General features: G+C 62.7%; 13 protein-coding genes. 11 read left to right on the forward strand and 2 right to left on the reverse strand.

The features are described 5' to 3' along the window. Positions 1–107 precede the first annotated feature (107 nt). The 3 genes from KUV86_RS18650 to KUV86_RS18660 are packed head-to-tail and all read left to right on the forward strand — an operon-like array spanning position 108 to position 3,611. Positions 108–1,295 carry an MFS transporter gene (locus tag KUV86_RS18650; RefSeq protein WP_222486112.1) on the forward strand — a complete coding sequence of 396 codons (1,188 nt, stop codon included), beginning with the start codon at positions 108–110 and terminating at the stop codon, positions 1,293–1,295. A gap of 10 nt (positions 1,296–1,305) precedes the next feature. Then, positions 1,306–2,397 (forward strand): NAD(P)-dependent alcohol dehydrogenase, encoded by a 1,092-nt coding sequence (locus KUV86_RS18655; RefSeq protein ID WP_409996349.1) that lies wholly within the window; start codon positions 1,306–1,308, stop codon positions 2,395–2,397. Between the two features lie 26 nt (positions 2,398–2,423). Beyond that, positions 2,424–3,611 carry an alpha/beta hydrolase gene (locus KUV86_RS18660; RefSeq protein WP_206943302.1) on the forward strand — a complete coding sequence of 396 codons (1,188 nt, stop codon included), beginning with the start codon at positions 2,424–2,426 and terminating at the stop codon, positions 3,609–3,611. Positions 3,612–3,838: 227 nt separating this feature from the next. On the opposite strand, the gene KUV86_RS18665 is transcribed toward KUV86_RS18660, so the two are convergent. After that, positions 3,839–5,560 carry a bifunctional protein-serine/threonine kinase/phosphatase gene (locus KUV86_RS18665; RefSeq protein ID WP_222486113.1) on the reverse strand — a complete coding sequence of 574 codons (1,722 nt, stop codon included), beginning with the start codon at positions 5,558–5,560 and terminating at the stop codon, positions 3,839–3,841. 260 nt (positions 5,561–5,820) lie between these two features. Between KUV86_RS18665 and ppa the strand changes: the two genes are divergently transcribed. Beyond that, a complete protein-coding gene (ppa, locus tag KUV86_RS18670; RefSeq protein WP_206943306.1) occupies positions 5,821–6,351 on the forward strand; it encodes an inorganic diphosphatase in 531 nt (176 codons plus the stop codon). A gap of 97 nt (positions 6,352–6,448) precedes the next feature. Here the strand turns inward: ppa and KUV86_RS18675 are convergent, their stop codons facing one another. After that, positions 6,449–7,621, reverse strand: a complete 1,173-nt coding sequence (locus tag KUV86_RS18675) for a DUF2333 family protein (protein WP_222486116.1) — start codon at positions 7,619–7,621, stop codon at positions 6,449–6,451. Between the two features lie 359 nt (positions 7,622–7,980). Here KUV86_RS18675 and dsbD point away from each other — a divergent pair, with 359 nt between their 5' ends. The 7 genes from dsbD (at position 7,981) to purH (ending at position 16,186) form a co-directional block, all read left to right on the forward strand. Further along, a complete protein-coding gene (dsbD, locus tag KUV86_RS18680; RefSeq protein WP_206943309.1) occupies positions 7,981–9,960 on the forward strand; it encodes a protein-disulfide reductase DsbD in 1,980 nt (659 codons plus the stop codon). Positions 9,961–10,068: 108 nt separating this feature from the next. Further along, complete coding sequence (accB, locus tag KUV86_RS18685; RefSeq protein WP_206943310.1) at positions 10,069–10,542, forward strand: acetyl-CoA carboxylase biotin carboxyl carrier protein; 474 nt, start codon at positions 10,069–10,071, stop codon at positions 10,540–10,542. A 46-nt stretch (positions 10,543–10,588) separates the two neighbouring features. Further along, a complete protein-coding gene (accC, locus tag KUV86_RS18690; protein WP_206943311.1) occupies positions 10,589–11,929 on the forward strand; it encodes an acetyl-CoA carboxylase biotin carboxylase subunit in 1,341 nt (446 codons plus the stop codon). 132 nt (positions 11,930–12,061) lie between these two features. Next, on the forward strand, positions 12,062–12,979 hold the full coding sequence (gene prmA / locus KUV86_RS18695) for a 50S ribosomal protein L11 methyltransferase (protein ID WP_206943312.1): 918 nt from the start codon (positions 12,062–12,064) through the stop codon (positions 12,977–12,979). Between the two features lie 114 nt (positions 12,980–13,093). Continuing rightward, entirely contained in the window at positions 13,094–14,206 is a 1,113-nt protein-coding gene (dusB, locus tag KUV86_RS18700; protein ID WP_206943313.1) for a tRNA dihydrouridine synthase DusB, read from the forward strand. Beyond that, on the forward strand, positions 14,203–14,535 hold the full coding sequence (gene fis / locus KUV86_RS18705) for a DNA-binding transcriptional regulator Fis (RefSeq protein ID WP_206943314.1): 333 nt from the start codon (positions 14,203–14,205) through the stop codon (positions 14,533–14,535). The genes dusB and fis overlap by 4 nt, the downstream gene beginning before the upstream one ends. Positions 14,536–14,605: 70 nt before the next feature. Then, a complete protein-coding gene (gene purH, locus KUV86_RS18710; protein ID WP_222238645.1) occupies positions 14,606–16,186 on the forward strand; it encodes a bifunctional phosphoribosylaminoimidazolecarboxamide formyltransferase/IMP cyclohydrolase in 1,581 nt (526 codons plus the stop codon). Positions 16,187–16,271 lie beyond the last annotated feature (85 nt).

Consider the following 16,271-nt stretch of genomic DNA (forward strand, 5'->3'; position numbering starts at 1 on the left):
CGACGGTACTGCTACGCAATATGGCAATCCAGGCGTTGTGGGCACCGGGGCCTTTACCTGTCACTGGCCTTGCCACACACCGACGTTGATATCGCATAGAGAGACCGATGACTGCTCAACACCTGTCTAATGACTCCGTGACAAAGACCAGTACCTGGGGCGCCGTGTTCTCCATGTCGCTATGTGTCGCCATGCTGATCGCCGCCGAATTCATGCCAGTAAGCCTGTTGACGCCTATCGCAGATGGACTGGGTGTCAGCGCGGGAAAGATCGGCCAAGCGATCTCTGTCAGCGGCTTTTTCGCTGTGGCCGCAAGCCTCGTCATTACCACGGCAGCGGGCCGTCTCAATCGCAAGTGGGTGTTGGTGATCATGACCGCGCTGATGCTGGTCTCGCTGATCATGGTGGCCACCGCCTCCAGTCTGGCAGTGCTGATGCTGGCAAGGGCGTTACTTGGCATCTGTATCGGCGGCTTTTGGGCGCTGGCAACCGCGGTCATCATGCGCCTGGTGCCTCCTGAACGCACCGCCGCTGCGCTGGCCGTGATGTACACCGGGCAGGCGTTCGCCGCGGCCTTCGCAGCGCCGGTCGGTAGCTATCTCGGCGGTGTGATTGGCTGGCGTGGCGCCTTCTGGGTGCTGGTACCAATAGTGGCGTTCAACCTGGTCTGGCAGCTCATCGCCCTGCCGTCCTTGCCTGCAGCACAGGGACAGTCCATCCGCGCGCTGATCTCGCTCCTCAGGCGCCCTTACTTTGCCCGCGGTATCGCGGCCGTGATCTTCACCTTTGCGGGTGCGTTCACGATGTTCACCTATCTCCGGCCGTTCCTGGAAACCGTCACCGGCGTCACTGTGACCGAGCTGTCACAACTGTTCCTGGTGCTGGGCTGTGCCGGATTTCTCGGCACCTGGGCGGGCGGCAAGTTCGCCGACGGCCAGGTCATACGTCTACTGCAAGTGCTGCCGGTGGTGATGGGGCTGGCGACGATCGGCCTGCTCGGGTTTGGCCAGCTTGTTGTCGTGGCGGCACTGTTGCTGGCGATCTGGGGCGTCATGAACACCGCGATGTCAATCGGCTGGATGGCCTGGCTCACACAGAACCTAGACGACGCTCCCGAAGCCGCCGGAAGCCTGATCGTCGCAGCCATCCAGACCGCCATCCTGGGGGGCGCCGCCCTCGGCGGCACGCTTCTGGATCATTTCGGTATCGGCGCGACCTTTATTGGCAGCGCCATCTTGTCGGCGATCGCCTTCCTGCTGGTCGGATCTGGCCAACGGCTGCTCAAGACGACATGACAATTGGGTAGTGACATCTGACATCAATCGGTCAAAAGGAGTTCTCATGATGATCAAAGCCTATGGCGCGCCTGCGGGCGACAAACCTCTGGAACCCATGGACATTACCCGGCGGGCGACGGGTGCTCAGGATGTGCAGATCGACATCGCGTACTGCGGCATCTGTCATTCCGATTTGCATCAAGCACGTGCCGAATGGGCGGGCACTCACTTTCCCTGCGTACCGGGTCACGAAATCGTTGGCCGTGTGGCCAGCGTCGGCACTCAGGTGACGAATGTCCAGGTCGGAGACCTTGTGGGCGTCGGTTGCATCGTCGATAGCTGTCAGCACTGTGAGGAATGTGATGTCGGCCAGGAGAACTACTGCGACGCCATGATCGGCACCTACAACTTTCCCACGCCTGATGCTCCAGGCTGGACGCTAGGCGGCTATGCCCAACAGATCGTGGTGAACGAGCGCTATGTCTTGCGCATCCGCCATCCAGAGTCGCAACTTGCTGCCGTGGCGCCACTGCTATGCGCAGGCATCACCACCTATTCGCCGCTGCGCCATTGGAACATCGGACCGGGCCAGAAGGTCGGCGTTGTGGGTATCGGCGGCCTGGGCCACGTGGGTATCAAGCTTGCCCATGCGATGGGTGCCCATGTCGTCGCATTCACCACATCCGACTCCAAGCGCGAAGCGGCAAAGGCCCTGGGCGCTGACGACGTTGTCGTTTCACGCAACGCCAGCGAGATGGCCGAGCACACGGCAAGTCTCGACTTCATCCTGAATACCGTTGCCGCCCCACATGACCTCGATGCCTTCATGGCGCTGCTGAAGCGTGATGGGACCATGACACTGGTAGGCGTACCGGCTGAAGCTCACCCGTCACCACAGGTATTCCACCTCGTGTCGAAGCGCCGAACTCTTGCTGGCTCGATGATCGGCGGCATTCCCGAAACCCAGGAAATGCTCGATTTTTGTGCCAAGCACGACATCGTGGCGGACATCGAACTGATCAGCGCAGACCAAATCAATGCCTCCTATGAGCGCATGCTCAGGGGCGACGTCAAATATCGATTCGTCATCGACAACGGGACCCTCTCGACTGCGTCGTGAGCCGGGCTTGCATAATGGAGAACACCATGCACGAATCCAACCCGAAGACCAAAGACGCCGAGTACGTTGTCACCCGTAGAAGCGTCATCCAAGGCGCCGTACTGGCTGCTGGGTCAGCGGCGCTGCTCGGCTACCCGGCAGCTCCGGCAGCGGCGTCTTCCCGTCCCAACGCAACGTCCGGCACAGATGAAGCCACCGGCCTGTCACTCACGCAGGAATGGGACAAGACGTTTCCCAGGAGTGAAAACGTCGATCACCGCAAGGTCACTTTCAAGAACCGGTACGGGATCACCTTGGCAGCAGACCTGTACCAGCCGAAAAACAAAAGTGGCAGACTCGCAGCGATTTCTGTCAGCGGCCCCTTTGGCGCCGTAAAAGAGCAGTCATCTGGCCTTTACGCGCAAACCATGGCCGAACGCGGTTTTGTCGCGCTGGCATTCGACCCCTCTTTCACAGGAGAAAGCGGTGGTGAACCGCGCAATGTCGCTTCACCGGACATCAACACTGAGGATGTCAGCGCTTCTGTCGATTTTCTTGGCTTGTTACCGAGCGTTGACCGCAACCGCATTGGAGCCATCGGCATTTGTGGCTACAGCGGTATGGCACTGACTGCCGCGACCAGTGACTCACGCATCAAGGCGGTTGCCACCGTTTCCATGTATGACATGTCCCGCAGCATGAGTCGCAGCTATAAAGATAGCTATACGCGGGAGCAGCGCCATCAGGTCATTGATTATCTTAGCCAACAGCGGTGGGTAGATGCGGAAAACGGTAGCTATGGGTTGGGCTATCACGAAGTCCCGTTCGACGAAAACGGGAACATCATCAAAGGCCAGCGCGTATTGCCTGAATCCCTGCCCGAGAATCCAGACTCGGTGCTGGCCGCATTCTTCGATTACTACCGTACTCCGCGAGGCTTCCACCCCAGGGGGATCAACTCGACAACGGCATGGACAGCGACGACCCCCATGTCATTTTTCAGTTTTCCCTTATATGCAAACATCGACATGATGTCCGCACGTCCCATTCTTCTGGTGGCCGGCGAAAACGCTCACTCGCGCTATTACTCTGAAGACGTCAACAGGGTAGCTTCCGAACCGAAGGAATTGGTCATCGTGCCTAACGCAGACCATGTGGACCTTTACGATCAACTCGACAGGATACCTTTCGATACACTGACGTCATTCTTTGGCACACACTTATCATCCACATAAAGCGAGAGTTGGAGCGCACCTGAGGTCCCCGCCCTGCGGACAGTACCGGCTGTGGTGCGGCCATCGGGCGGGTCCAACACCAAGGAGCTATCGTCCACCTTTGTCCATGGCGGGGCATGACTGCACCGTCAGCCTGCCGGCGCCGACAGGCACAGAAAGGGGGTGGGTACAGGCCCCACGACGACAGCTCCCACCCTGATAGCCCCCATCCCGACGCCTGGCTAGGCTCAGCGCAACCACCACGACAGCACCAGCAGTACCAGCAGTACACCGGCAATGCCTTGCCATAGGTTGGCAGGCTCCTGCCAGGCGCGGATGGACCTCGGCGCCTGTTCCTTGGGCTGCTGCCGGCTCGGCCTCACGCTATACAGGAACTCGGACAGCCGACGGAAGCGCAATGATCGCTGCGGATCCAGCGCGCGCTTCAATGCCTCATCCAGCTCCTGACTGACATCCGGACGACGACTGCGCACGCTGCGGTAGCTCAGCTGCTCCAGGTCGGTATGGCTGCGTAACTGGTGGGTCGGGATGTCGTAAGGCAGCTGCCCACTCAGCAGCCAGTACACCGTCGAGGCCAGCGCGTACTGATCGCTGCGCCGCCCCACCTCGTCATCGAGCGCATATTCCGGCGCACTGTGTTCGTTGAGCCCGACCTGTTGCACCAGGCGGCGTGAGCGCCGATGACCATCGACGTCACGCAGATGGCAGGCGCTGAAGTCGGCCAACACCACCTGGCCATGCTCATCGATCAGCACATTATCCGGATGGATCTGCTGATGAATCAGGTCCCGATTGTGCAGCGCCTGGATCGCCTTGCCGAGCTGCAGCGCGATGTCCAGCCGCTGCCCAAGGCTGGCACGAGGAAAGCGCGCCACCCACTGGGACAGGGTCATGCCCTCCACGTGCCGCATCAGGTAATAGAGATGACGACGCTGGCGGGACGGTTCCACCACGCTGACCACGAAAGGCGAATGCACGCGCTCCACCACCCACTGCTGCAGCAAAAAGTGCTCCAGGTAGGCGTTTCGATTCGACAACTCAGGGCTCGGTGCCTTGAGCACACAGATGCGATCGGTCTGCAGGTCACGCACCCGGTACACGCGAGAGTGGGCTGTCCGTGACAGCACCTCCTCGATCAGCAGACCGTCGATCTGATTGCCTGGAGCAAGCTCCGGGGGAATCGGCAGGTCGCCGTACAGACGGCTGGGGGCATCCGGTGACACGTCGGGCAGCTCATCGACCCTGACCAGCTGGAAACAGAACGGATCGCTGCCGTAGCCGCGCTCCCCCGCTCTGGCCCCGGCCGCGGCAGCCAGCCGCTCACAAGCGGCGTCCAGGTCACTGGCGTCTTCGCGTATCAGGCGCACGTAGTCCGACGGCAGCAAGGTGCCCCGCACCCCCTGGGTGGTGAACAGAAAGATATCGCCCTGCTTGAGTGACCACTCGGTGTAGTCGATATCGATACCGACATCCATGCCCAGCGCCCTGGCCGGATAGCGGTAGCCGCCAAGGTCAGTGACGTGGTCCCGCGACAGCTGCTCGAATTCAGCCCCTCGAAGACGAAAGACCAGGGTGTCACCAACATGGAAAAGGTGGGCACTACGCTCCTTGAACACCACGGCAGACAGGGACGACACGTAGCTGCCGCTGTCCATCTGTCGCGTCATGCCGTGACACCAGGCATTCAGGGATCGAATGACGCGCTGGGCCGACGCCTTGACGGTCCAGTGGCTGGGTGTGGCGTAGTAGTCATTGAGAAACCCGCGAACACTGAGGTCCCCGGCCTGTTTGGCCAGCGCATGCCCGGACGCTGAGTCGCTGATCAACGCGCATGCACCCTTGGGCTCCCCCTCTTCCGGCAGGCGCACCGACATCGAGCTACGCTGGCGATGCCGCTCCGGGGCAACAAAGGCCTGTCCATAACTCAGTGCAAGACGTGCAGTGGCCAAGATCACCTCCTGTGGCTCCAGCATTGGCGGTACGACTCCGGCGAACGAGGGACCACCACCATTCTGGGCGGTATGATACACATCATGTGGCGCTTATGTGTGACAACAGGCTTGTCGCCGACGGCCAGACCACTTGCGCCCATTATTGCACCGCGTCAAGATACCGCCCAACGATTGGTAATCCCGCTCCGGGGTTCGTATAATTCGACCGATTTTTTTCCGCCAGTCAGGCGGACATCTGCCCAACGAAGGACACGAGCATGAACTTCGACAACATCCCCGCCGGCAAGGATCTCCCCAACGATCTCTACGTGGCGATCGAGATTCCCGCCAACCACGCGCCGGTGAAGTACGAAATTGATAAGGACATGGGCGCCCTGCTCGTCGATCGCTTCATGGCGACCCCGATGTTCTACCCGGCCAACTACGGCTTCATCCCCCACACCCTGGCCGATGATGGCGACCCCCTCGACGCGCTGGTCGTGACACCGTATCCGGTAGCACCGGGCAGCATCGTGCGTGCGCGTCCCGTCGGCATCCTCAACATGACCGACGAAGCGGGCGAAGACGCCAAGCTGGTCTGCGTGCCGCATCCCAAGCTGTCCAGCCTCTACGACGACGTGCAGGAAGTCACCGACCTGCCTGAGCTGCTGCGTCAGCAGATCGCTCACTTCTTCGAGAACTACAAGGACCTCGAGAAAGGCAAGTGGGTGAAGGTCGAGTCCTGGGAAGGCGTCGAAGCAGCGCGCAAGGCCATCGAGAAGTCCGCCGCCGCCTACGCCAAGGCCTGATTGTTACGTAGTCTGGTTTTTACGTAGAGAACCAAGCGCCTTGATGCAAGAAGCCGCCCCTGAGGCGGCTTCTTGCGTTATGGCAATAACACGACGGTCACGACGCGCCGTCGTCAGGCAGCTCGCCATCATCCTCCGGCGAAGCTGGAGCGGCATCGTCCGCTGAGGCTTCGCCTACCTCGTCAGCTACCTCGTCATCTGCCGCCTCGTCATTCACTGCAGCAGCTTTACCGCTTGCCGCATCCGCCTCCTGAGTGGAAGCCGAGGCTGCTGCTGAACCTCCGCCCTCACTGGCCAGTCCCTCTGTCAGGCTTAGCAGCACGCTGTCCAGACGACTGAGATGGTGGGCCATGCTCAGAGGATAGTTGGCAAAGATGCCGAGGCCGCTACCGCGCAACACCATCGGGCTCCAGAACTGGCGTTGCATGCGCTCCAGCTCGGCCAAGGCCCGCGCATAATCATCGCTCAGCCCCGCGGCGGCGATGCTGTCGGCCTGGTCTCGCTCCAGCGCCACCAATAACTGATACAGCGCCCAAGTCTGGCCACGCGTTTCATGGAAGACATCGTCCACTCGATACCAGGGCACCTCGGCCTCCCGTGGCACCTCAATGCCAAGTTCAGTGAGCCGCTCCGTATCCGCCACGGCCGACGACAGGCGCTCCCGCAATGCCGCCAAGGCCTCCCTTACTGACTCAAGATAGCTAGCGGCACCTACCCCCTGTTCGCCGAACGACGCACCAGCGCCATCATCGAAGCGCGCCAGGTACTCCCGAGCCGCCTGACCCGCCAATGCCAGATGATCCTCCATGGACGGTGCCAGCCAATCATCCGCGTCCTGATAGAGGGCAGCGATCAGCTCGTCTACCGCAGCGCCCGACTGGGTATCGAAGTGTGACAGGCTCGACGCCATGATCCGCGCCTGGGTCAGCACACCGGTCTCCCAGGCCACCATATTGTCCATCCACAGCCCAGGGGGCAGCAGGTCATTACGCACGTAGCCCCCAGGCTTGTCCTGCAGGGTATCGATCAAGGTCGCCAGAGTGGCCACACTGACGGTACCGCGAGCGGCCGGCGCGGCGGAAATACGCTGCTGCTGGGTGGCGGTCTCCACGCCGAACCGGGAAGGCGCAACGCTCCACCATATACTGAGACCCACGGCGACCATGACCAATATGGCCAGGAGGATCACCAACGGTTTCCAGATCCAGCCATAGCGTGGTGTTTCCAGCTCCTGTCGGCGCTGCTCTGCACGCTGTCGTCGACTGCTCATTTTGCTCTCCTTGTCGCCCCTCGAACACCGCTCGCGACTTCCCCGCTGGAGGAAAGTCATCGCCCCAGTGGTAGAATAGCCCCGACCCCAGACATGCATCAGACCATAGCGCGACAGTATCGGGAACCCTGCTGTGCTTCCACGGTCTGAAGCGGAGCGCGTGGCCACGATAAGCCGCGAGGACCACGTATGTGCACCAGCACACATCGCAGGCCAGTTCGCGAGCACCGTCAATGGGCCTGGTAGCAAGACATTATTGCTGGGCCGGGTGAATGAGCAGACCGCGGAGGCTGCCGCTCTCCCGCCGTTGATCATTCGTCACGTGCGCCCGACACCCTCACCGTCAACAAGGATTCGACGTGTTCCTCGCCACACGCCTACTCATCGTGATCTGCTTGTCACTGGTTCCCTGGACCGCGCAAGCACAGTTCTTCTCTTCTTCTTCCGACGAGTTCCTGCCCGTCCACGAGGCATTCAGCGCCACTGCATGGCATGACGGCGAGCGGGTTTATGTCGGCATGGAAAACGCCGACGGCTACTATCTCTACCGCCATCGCTTTGCCCTTGCCCTGCAAGACGGCTCGGGCGAACTGGGCGAGCTGACACTCCCCCCCGGGGAAGCCAAGACCGATGAGTTTCTGGGTGACGTCAATGTCTTCTATGACAGCGTCGTCTTCAGCGCGCCGCTGAACGCTCCCCAACAGGGCCCGCTGCCGCTGTCCCTGACCTTCCAGGGCTGCGCCGATGCGGGGCTGTGCTACCCGCCCGAAACCCTCACCTTGAGCGCCCCGGAGTCCGAACCACCGCCGGCCTTTGCCGACGCCGTAAAGGCCACAGGCACTCCGTCAGCGGACACTCCGTCGGCCAGCGCCTCGGATGCCGACGTCAGCGCCGCAGACGACAACGCCTTTGCCAGTGCCCCGCTCAGCGAGGACGGCCACTTCCGTGCGTTGATGCAGGACGCCAGCCTGCCCCTGATGCTTGGCCTGTTCTTCCTCGCTGGACTGGGCCTGACCTTCACCCCCTGCGTGTTGCCGATGATCCCGATTCTGTCGTCCATCATCGTTGGCCAGAACCCAGGGCGCGGCAGGGCCTTCGTGCTGTCGGCCAGCTATGTCGCAGGCATGGCCTTTACCTATGCCCTGGTCGGCGTCCTGATGGGATTGTTCGGGGCCGGGCTCAACCTCCAGGCGAGACTGCAGTCCGCTCCGGTACTGATCGTCTTTGCCCTTCTGTTCACCCTGTTTGCGCTGGCCATGTTCGGCGTATTTGAGCTGCGTGTCGGCTCTCGCCTGGGCTCGCGCATCGACGCCTGGCAGAGCCGAGCCCAGCAAAGCGGGCCGCTCGGCCTGGCCGCCGCCGGCGCTCTCTCGGTGCTGGTCGTGTCTCCCTGCGTTTCAGCCCCCCTGGCCGGCGCCCTGGTCTTCATTTCCTCCACCGGCGATGCCCTGGTGGGCGGTGCGGCCCTGCTGGCCCTCGGCCTCGGCATGGGTGTTCCTCTGCTGCTGGTCGGTGGCTTCGGCACGTCCCTGCTGCCACGCTCTGGCAACTGGATGAACGGGGTCAAGACCGCCTTCGGCATTCTCTTGCTGGGAGTGGCCATCTGGCTGGTGGAACGCCTGTTGCCGGCGACCGCGTCGTTGCTGTTGTGGGCTTGCCTGGCGACCGGTACAGCACTGACGCTGGGGGCTCTGGACATGCGCTCACCCACGGGCTGGCCGCGGGTGCGACAGGGACTCGGAATCATTCTGCTGGTCTGGGGGATCACCCTGGTAGTCGGTGCTGCTGGCGGCGCAAGCGACCCGCTCAGGCCGCTGCAGGGTCTGACCTCCCCATCCAACGCAGGTAGTGCCGGAGGTACACAAGCGCTGGCCCACGCCGACCAGGTCGTGACCGGGCTCGATCAGCTTGAGGCGGGCCTTGCCCAGGACCAGGGGCCCGTATTCGTCAACGTGACGGCAGAGTGGTGCATTTCCTGCAAGATCATGGAGCGTGACGTCTTTCCCGATCCGCAGGTACAGGCAGCGCTCGACGGCTATCGCTGGATCGATGTGGACGTGACCGAGTCAAATGCCGACAGCCGAGCCCTACTGGACCAGCTGGGCCTGTTCGGCCCTCCCAGCCTGCTGTTCTTCCACAACGGAACAGAAATTCGGCAGGCCAGAATACAGGGCGAGCTTGACGCCGCCTCCCTCGCACAGCACCTCGACGCGGTCACCGAACTGCTGACTGCGACACCCGCAGCGTCGGCATCAGCGACGCCGAAAGACCATGAACGAACACCGTTCGGCCTCGCTGGACAACCCGCGCAATTTTCGGCAAACTCCGCACTACTCTGAATTCTGACACGATAGAGGCGCCATTAAACGGTAACGTGCGGCGATCTCTAACAACTTGCGTCAGGTTTACAGCGCCTGACAGACACTTCACACGATCGAGACAACGTCATGGATATTCGTAAAGTCAAGAAGCTGATTGAACTGCTGGAAGAGTCCAACATCAGCGAAATCGAGATCCAGGAAGGCGAAGAGTCGGTCCGCATCAGCCGTCATCCCCAGGGTGGCAGCTGGCAGCCGGCCCCGGCGGCTCAGCCTTGGCCTGCCGCCGCTCCGGCACCGGCAGCTGCCCCTGCGCCAGCGCCTGCCGAGGCCCCGGCCGCCAGCGCCGACAGCGGCCCCAGCTATCAGGGCCAGGCGGTCGTCTCGCCGATGGTCGGCACCTTCTACCGCTCCCCCGCTCCTGGCGCCAAGCCGTTCATGGAAGTCGGCTCCAGCGTGCGCAAGGGCGACACCATCTGCATCGTCGAAGCGATGAAAATGATGAACCAGATCGAAGCCGACCGTGACGGCGTCGTCGAGGCCATCCTGGTCGAAGACGGTGAGCCGGTTGAATTCGACCAGCCCCTGGTTGTCATCTCCTGAGAAGGCCCTGGCCTTCCCTGACCATTCACTTTCGGCGGACACCACCATGTTGGACAAGGTTCTAATCGCCAACCGCGGCGAGATCGCTCTTCGCATCCTGCGCGCCTGCAAGGAGCTCGGGATCAAGACCGTCGCGGTGCATTCCAAGGCGGACCGCGAGCTGATGCACGTGCGTCTCGCCGATGAGGCGGTGTGCATTGGCCCGGCCTCCTCGGCCCAGTCTTACCTCAACATTCCTTCACTGATCAGCGCGGCCGAAGTCACCGACGCCAGCGCGATCCATCCCGGCTACGGCTTTCTGTCCGAGAACGCCGACTTCGCCGAACAGGTCGAACGCTCCGGTTTTACCTTCATCGGCCCGAAAGCCGAGACCATCCGCCTGATGGGCGACAAGGTCAGCGCCATCAACGCGATGAAGAAAGCCGGCGTGCCCACCGTACCGGGCTCTGATGGCCCGCTGAGCGACGACGAAGGCGAGCTTATCGCGACCGCTCGCCGCATCGGCTACCCGGTGATCATCAAGGCCGCAGCTGGCGGCGGTGGCCGCGGCATGCGCGTCGTCCACACCGAAGCCCACCTGGTCTCCGCCGTGACCGTGACTCGCACCGAAGCGCACGCCGCCTTCGGTGATGGCACGGTCTACATGGAGAAGTTCCTGGAGAAGCCGCGTCACGTGGAAGTCCAGGTACTGGCAGACGGTCAGGGTAACGCCATTCACCTGTACGATCGCGACTGCTCGCTGCAGCGGCGCCATCAGAAGGTCCTGGAAGAAGCCCCCGCCCCGGGCCTCGACCCCGATGCACGGGCCAAGGTACTCGACGCCTGCCGCGAGGCCTGCATCGAGATCGGCTACCGCGGCGCTGGTACCTTCGAATTCCTGTACGAGGACGGCGAGTTCTTCTTTATCGAGATGAACACCCGCGTCCAGGTGGAGCACCCGGTCACCGAGATGGTCACCGGCGTGGACATCGTCCGCGAGCAGCTGCGCATTGCCTCCGGCCTGCCGCTGTCGATCCGTCAGGAAGACGTCGAGCTGAACGGCCACGCCTTCGAGTGCCGGATCAATGCCGAGGATGCACGTACCTTCATGCCATCTCCTGGCAAGGTCACCCTGTACCATCCCCCGGGTGGTCTCGGGGTGCGCATGGATTCGCACCTGTACACGGGCTACACCGTACCGCCGCACTATGATTCCCTGATCGGCAAGCTGATCACCTGGGGTGCCGACCGCGAGACATCGCTGACACGCATGCGCAACGCGCTTGACGAGCTGCTGGTGGAAGGTATCAAGACCAATACCGATCTGCACAAGGATCTGGTGCGCGACGGGTATTTCCAGCAGGGTGGGGTCAACATCCACTACCTGGAAAAGAAACTGGGCCTCTAAGCGAGCGCTGGCCTAGGCCGGCGCACTCCAGGCCTTCCATCGCTTGACGGGCAGCTAGCGCCGCACGTCAAGCGACAGCGGGGCGGCTTCGGCCGCCCCGCTGACGTTTACCTGACATCGAGGAACACCCCAATGCCCTGGCTCCAACTCAAGGCCGAGGTGCCTCCCCAGCACGCCGAGCTGCTCGAGGAGCTGCTGCTCGCAGAAGGTGCGACGGCCATCACCTTGCAGGACGGCGAAGACGACCCGGTGTTCGAGCCCGACAGGGGCACGACCCCGCTGTGGGATCACACCGTCCTGACCGGACTCTACGACGACCTGGATGGCCTCGCCGACATGCTGGAGCGGCTGGCCGGCGCCTGGGCGGAAACGATGCCCGATGAGCCTTGCCCGACGATCACTCACGAACTGATCGATGATCGTGACTGGGAAAGAGAATGGATGGACAGCTTCGAGCCTCTGCGCATGGGGCAGCGCCTGTGGATCGTCCCCAGCTGGCACCAGCCACCCGAGGATGACGCGGTGAACCTGCACCTCGACCCCGGACTGGCCTTCGGCACCGGCACCCACCCCACCACAGCGCTGTGCCTCGAATGGCTCGACGGGCTGGCCGTTGATGGCGCCCTGGACGACGTTGAACTGCTGGATGTGGGCTGCGGTTCAGGCATCCTCGCCATTGCCGCCCTGAAACTCGGTGCCGCCAGTGCCGTGGCCACCGACATCGACCCCCAGGCGCTGACCGCCAGCCGCGACAACGCCGAGCGTAACGCTATCGAGGCCTCACGCCTGACGCTGCGCTACCCGGAACAGATGGGGGGTGAGACCTTTCCGCTGGTACTGGCCAACATCCTGGCTGGCCCGCTGGTTGAACTGGCCCCTACCATCGCAGGCCATGTCGCTCCCGGAGGCCGACTGGCGCTCTCCGGCATCCTTGAGGCCCAGGCCGATGAGGTCATCGACGCTTACCGCGATCAAGGGCTCTACATGGACGATCCTGAGCTGCGCGACGGCTGGGTACGCCTGACCGGTTATCGCCCAGAGACTCGCTGAACATTGATGACCCTGGTCACTCCCAGCGTTTGATCAGGAAAACGCCTCGTTGATGCCTTCACCAAGGCGCCTTCGAGGCGTATGATATGCAGCCCCGGAACGACGGCAACGCCCATGTCAGACCAACGTCCCAGTCACCAGCCACAGGTCAGCCAGCCTTCAGCTCGCCGGACCACGCCCCGTCAGGACACCTGGATAGGCCCGCACAAGCTGGCCAGCCCGGTGATTCTTGCGCCGATGGCGGGCGTGACCGACAGGCCCTTTCGTGCCTTGTGTCGACAGCTGGGAGCAGGCCTGGTCGTGGGCGAGATGGTCACCTCTGACCCCAACCTGTGGCATACCAGAAAGTCACGGCTGCGCATGGATCACCGCGGCGAACCCGGACCACGGGCGGTGCAGATCGCTGGAGGCGACGCCGAGATGCTCGCTACCGCCGCTCGGCTGAATGCCGAGCAGGGTGCCGAAATCATCGACATCAACATGGGATGCCCGGCCAAGAAGGTCTGCAACAAGGCTGCCGGCTCAGCCCTGCTTCGTGACGAAGCGCTGGTGGCCGAGATTCTCGACGCGGTGGTTGCTGCCGTGGACATACCGGTGACCCTGAAGATCCGCACCGGCTGGTGCGAGGACAGCAACAATGCGGTACGCATTGCGACGCTGGCCGAGAACGCGGGGATCCAGGCCTTGGCGGTGCATGGCCGCCATCGTCAGCAGCGCTACCAGGGCGACGCGGAATACGACACCATTGCCGAGGTCGCATCGAGGATTCGCATCCCGGTGTTCGCCAACGGTGATATCACCGACCCGCTAAAGGCACGCCGCGTGCTCGACTATACTGGTGCAGATGCCGTGATGGTTGGCCGCGGGGCCCAGGGCAACCCCTGGATTTTCCGCGAAATCGCTCACTATCTGGCGCATGACGAGCTACTGCCACCGGCGACCGATGATGAGCGCCGGGAGGTGTTGGGAGCGCATCTTAACGCCCTGCACGCCTTCTACGGCGAGCATATGGGCGTGAAAATCGCGCGCAAGCACCTGGGATGGTACCTGTCCAGCGATCAGCGCCTGGAGGACGATAGTCGCCGCGCGCTGAAGGCCACCTTCAATGGCCTGACGTCGGTCCAGGGCCAGCAAGACTTTATCGACGAACTTTTTCGTCACGACCCAGCTACCGCCGCGGAGCGTGTGGCCAGGGCCGTGGCACACCATGGAACCCGTGCCGCATGACCAGCCAGCCACCCATCGACCAGTCGGCATCTGCCTCGCCACTCGACACCTCAGAGCGGTCCATCGACGGCCTCCCGCCGACAGCGGCTCAGGCCGCCGATGAGCGCCCTCTGCGCGAAGCCGTATTTGCCGCCATGGAACGCTATTTTGATCACCTGGATGGGGGAACCGTGACCGACCTGCATGCCATGGTGATGGCGGAGGTCGAGGCTCCCTTGTTGTCTTCGGTACTCAGCTATACCCGCGGCAATCAAACCCGGGCGGCTGAGATGCTGGGGCTCAACCGCGGCACGCTGCGCAAGAAGCTCAAGCAATACGACCTGATCTAGACCGATTCGAGGGAGCCTGACGGCTCCCTTTTCTCGCCCTATCGTTTTTCCTCGCAATAGAGACCTTCCCATGGCCCAGTCCTCTCCCCTCCCCGTTCGCCGCGCCCTGATCAGCGTGTCGGACAAGACCGGCATCGTCGATTTCGCCCGCGCCCTGTCCGATATGGGGGTCGAACTGCTCTCCACCGGCGGCACCTACCGCCTGCTGGCCGACAACGCCATTGCCGTGACGGAAGTCTCGGAGCACACCGGTTTCCCGGAGATCATGGACGGCCGGGTCAAGACGCTGCACCCCAAGATTCACGGTGGCATCCTGGGTCGGCGCGGACAGGACGATGCCGTCATGCAACAGCATGACATCGCCCCTATCGACATGGTGGTCGTCAACCTCTACCCCTTCGCTGCCACGATCGCCCGCCCGGACTGTCGTCTCGAGGATGCCATCGAGAACATCGATATCGGTGGCCCCACCATGGTGCGTTCCTGCGCCAAGAACCATGCCCATACCAGCATCGTGGTCAACGCGGCGGACTATGACCGAGTGATTGCTGAAATGCGCGACAATGCAGGGGCCGTCACCCAGCCCACGCGTTTCGACCTGGCCGTCAAGGCATTCGAGCACACCGCAGGCTACGACGGTGCCATTGCCGACTACCTGGGACGCCTGGTCGAAGGTAGCGATGACGGCTTCCCGCGCACCTACAACCTGCAGCTCACCAAGAAGCAGTCGATGCGCTACGGCGAGAACCCTCACCAGCAGGCGGCCTTCTACGTGGAAGACAACGCCAGCGAGCCGAGCGTCTCCACCGCGGTGACCCTGCAGGGCAAACCGCTGTCGTTCAACAACGTGGCTGACACGGATGCCGCACTCGAGTGCGTGAAGAGCTTTGCTGACACTGCATGCGTCATCGTCAAGCACGCCAACCCCTGTGGCGTGGCCGTAGGCGCCAGCGCGCGCGAAGCCTATGACAAGGCCTTCGCCACCGACCCGACCAGCGCCTTTGGCGGCATCATCGCCTTCAACGTGCCGCTGGATGCAGACACCGCCCGCGCGATCATCGATCGTCAGTTCGTTGAAGTCATCATCGCCCCAGGGGTGAGTGACGACGCCATCGCCATCGTCGCCGAGAAGAAGAACGTGCGACTGCTGGATATCAGCGCTCACTGGCCCGGCGAGCAGCTCGCTGCCCACGACCTCAAGCGCGTCACCGGTGGCCTGCTGGTCCAGGATCGTGACCTTGGCATGGTCGAGCGCGACGATTTGACCGTGGTGTCCGAGCGGGTGCCCAGCGAGCAGGAAATGCGTGACCTGGCCTTCGCCTGGAAGGTGGCCAAGTACGTCAAGTCCAACGCCATCGTCTACGCCAAGGATGGTCAGACCATCGGCGTGGGCGCAGGCCAGATGAGCCGCGTCTACTCCGCTCGTATCGCCGGCATCAAGGCGGCCGACGAAGGACTCTCAGTGCCCGGCTCGGTCATGGCCTCAGACGCCTTCTTCCCGTTCCGGGATGGCATCGATGCCGCCGCCAGTGCCGGCATTACCGCCGTCATTCAGCCTGGCGGCTCGATGCGCGACCAGGAAGTGATTGACGCCGCCAATGAGGCCGGCATCGCCATGGTATTTACCGGCATGCGTCACTTCCGCCACTGAAGGCAGCTACCCGCCACCTCAACGGGTGGCGGGCGCTACGCGGGCACCGGCAACGGTGCCTGCCTGCACCCAATAAAAGGGCCTC

This window comes from Halomonas sp. DP8Y7-3, assembly GCF_019801675.1.
Classification (GTDB): Bacteria; Pseudomonadota; Gammaproteobacteria; order Pseudomonadales; family Halomonadaceae; genus Halomonas; species Halomonas litopenaei_A.

What these genes read in the sequence shown, in the direction of transcription:
- ppa (WP_206943306.1), top strand. Translation starts at nt 5,821, where the DNA reads ATGAACTTCGACAACATCCCCGCCGGCAAGGATCTCCCCAACGATCTC.
- accB (WP_206943310.1), top strand. Translation starts at nt 10,069, where the DNA reads ATGGATATTCGTAAAGTCAAGAAGCTGATTGAACTGCTGGAAGAGTCC.
- KUV86_RS18675 (WP_222486116.1), bottom strand. Translation starts at nt 7,621, where the DNA reads ATGAGCAGTCGACGACAGCGTGCAGAGCAGCGCCGACAGGAGCTGGAA.
- KUV86_RS18660 (WP_206943302.1), top strand. Translation starts at nt 2,424, where the DNA reads ATGCACGAATCCAACCCGAAGACCAAAGACGCCGAGTACGTTGTCACC.
- dusB (WP_206943313.1), top strand. Translation starts at nt 13,094, where the DNA reads ATGTCAGACCAACGTCCCAGTCACCAGCCACAGGTCAGCCAGCCTTCA.
- prmA (WP_206943312.1), top strand. Translation starts at nt 12,062, where the DNA reads ATGCCCTGGCTCCAACTCAAGGCCGAGGTGCCTCCCCAGCACGCCGAG.
- accC (WP_206943311.1), top strand. Translation starts at nt 10,589, where the DNA reads ATGTTGGACAAGGTTCTAATCGCCAACCGCGGCGAGATCGCTCTTCGC.
- KUV86_RS18650 (WP_222486112.1), top strand. Translation starts at nt 108, where the DNA reads ATGACTGCTCAACACCTGTCTAATGACTCCGTGACAAAGACCAGTACC.
- purH (WP_222238645.1), top strand. Translation starts at nt 14,606, where the DNA reads ATGGCCCAGTCCTCTCCCCTCCCCGTTCGCCGCGCCCTGATCAGCGTG.
- fis (WP_206943314.1), top strand. Translation starts at nt 14,203, where the DNA reads ATGACCAGCCAGCCACCCATCGACCAGTCGGCATCTGCCTCGCCACTC.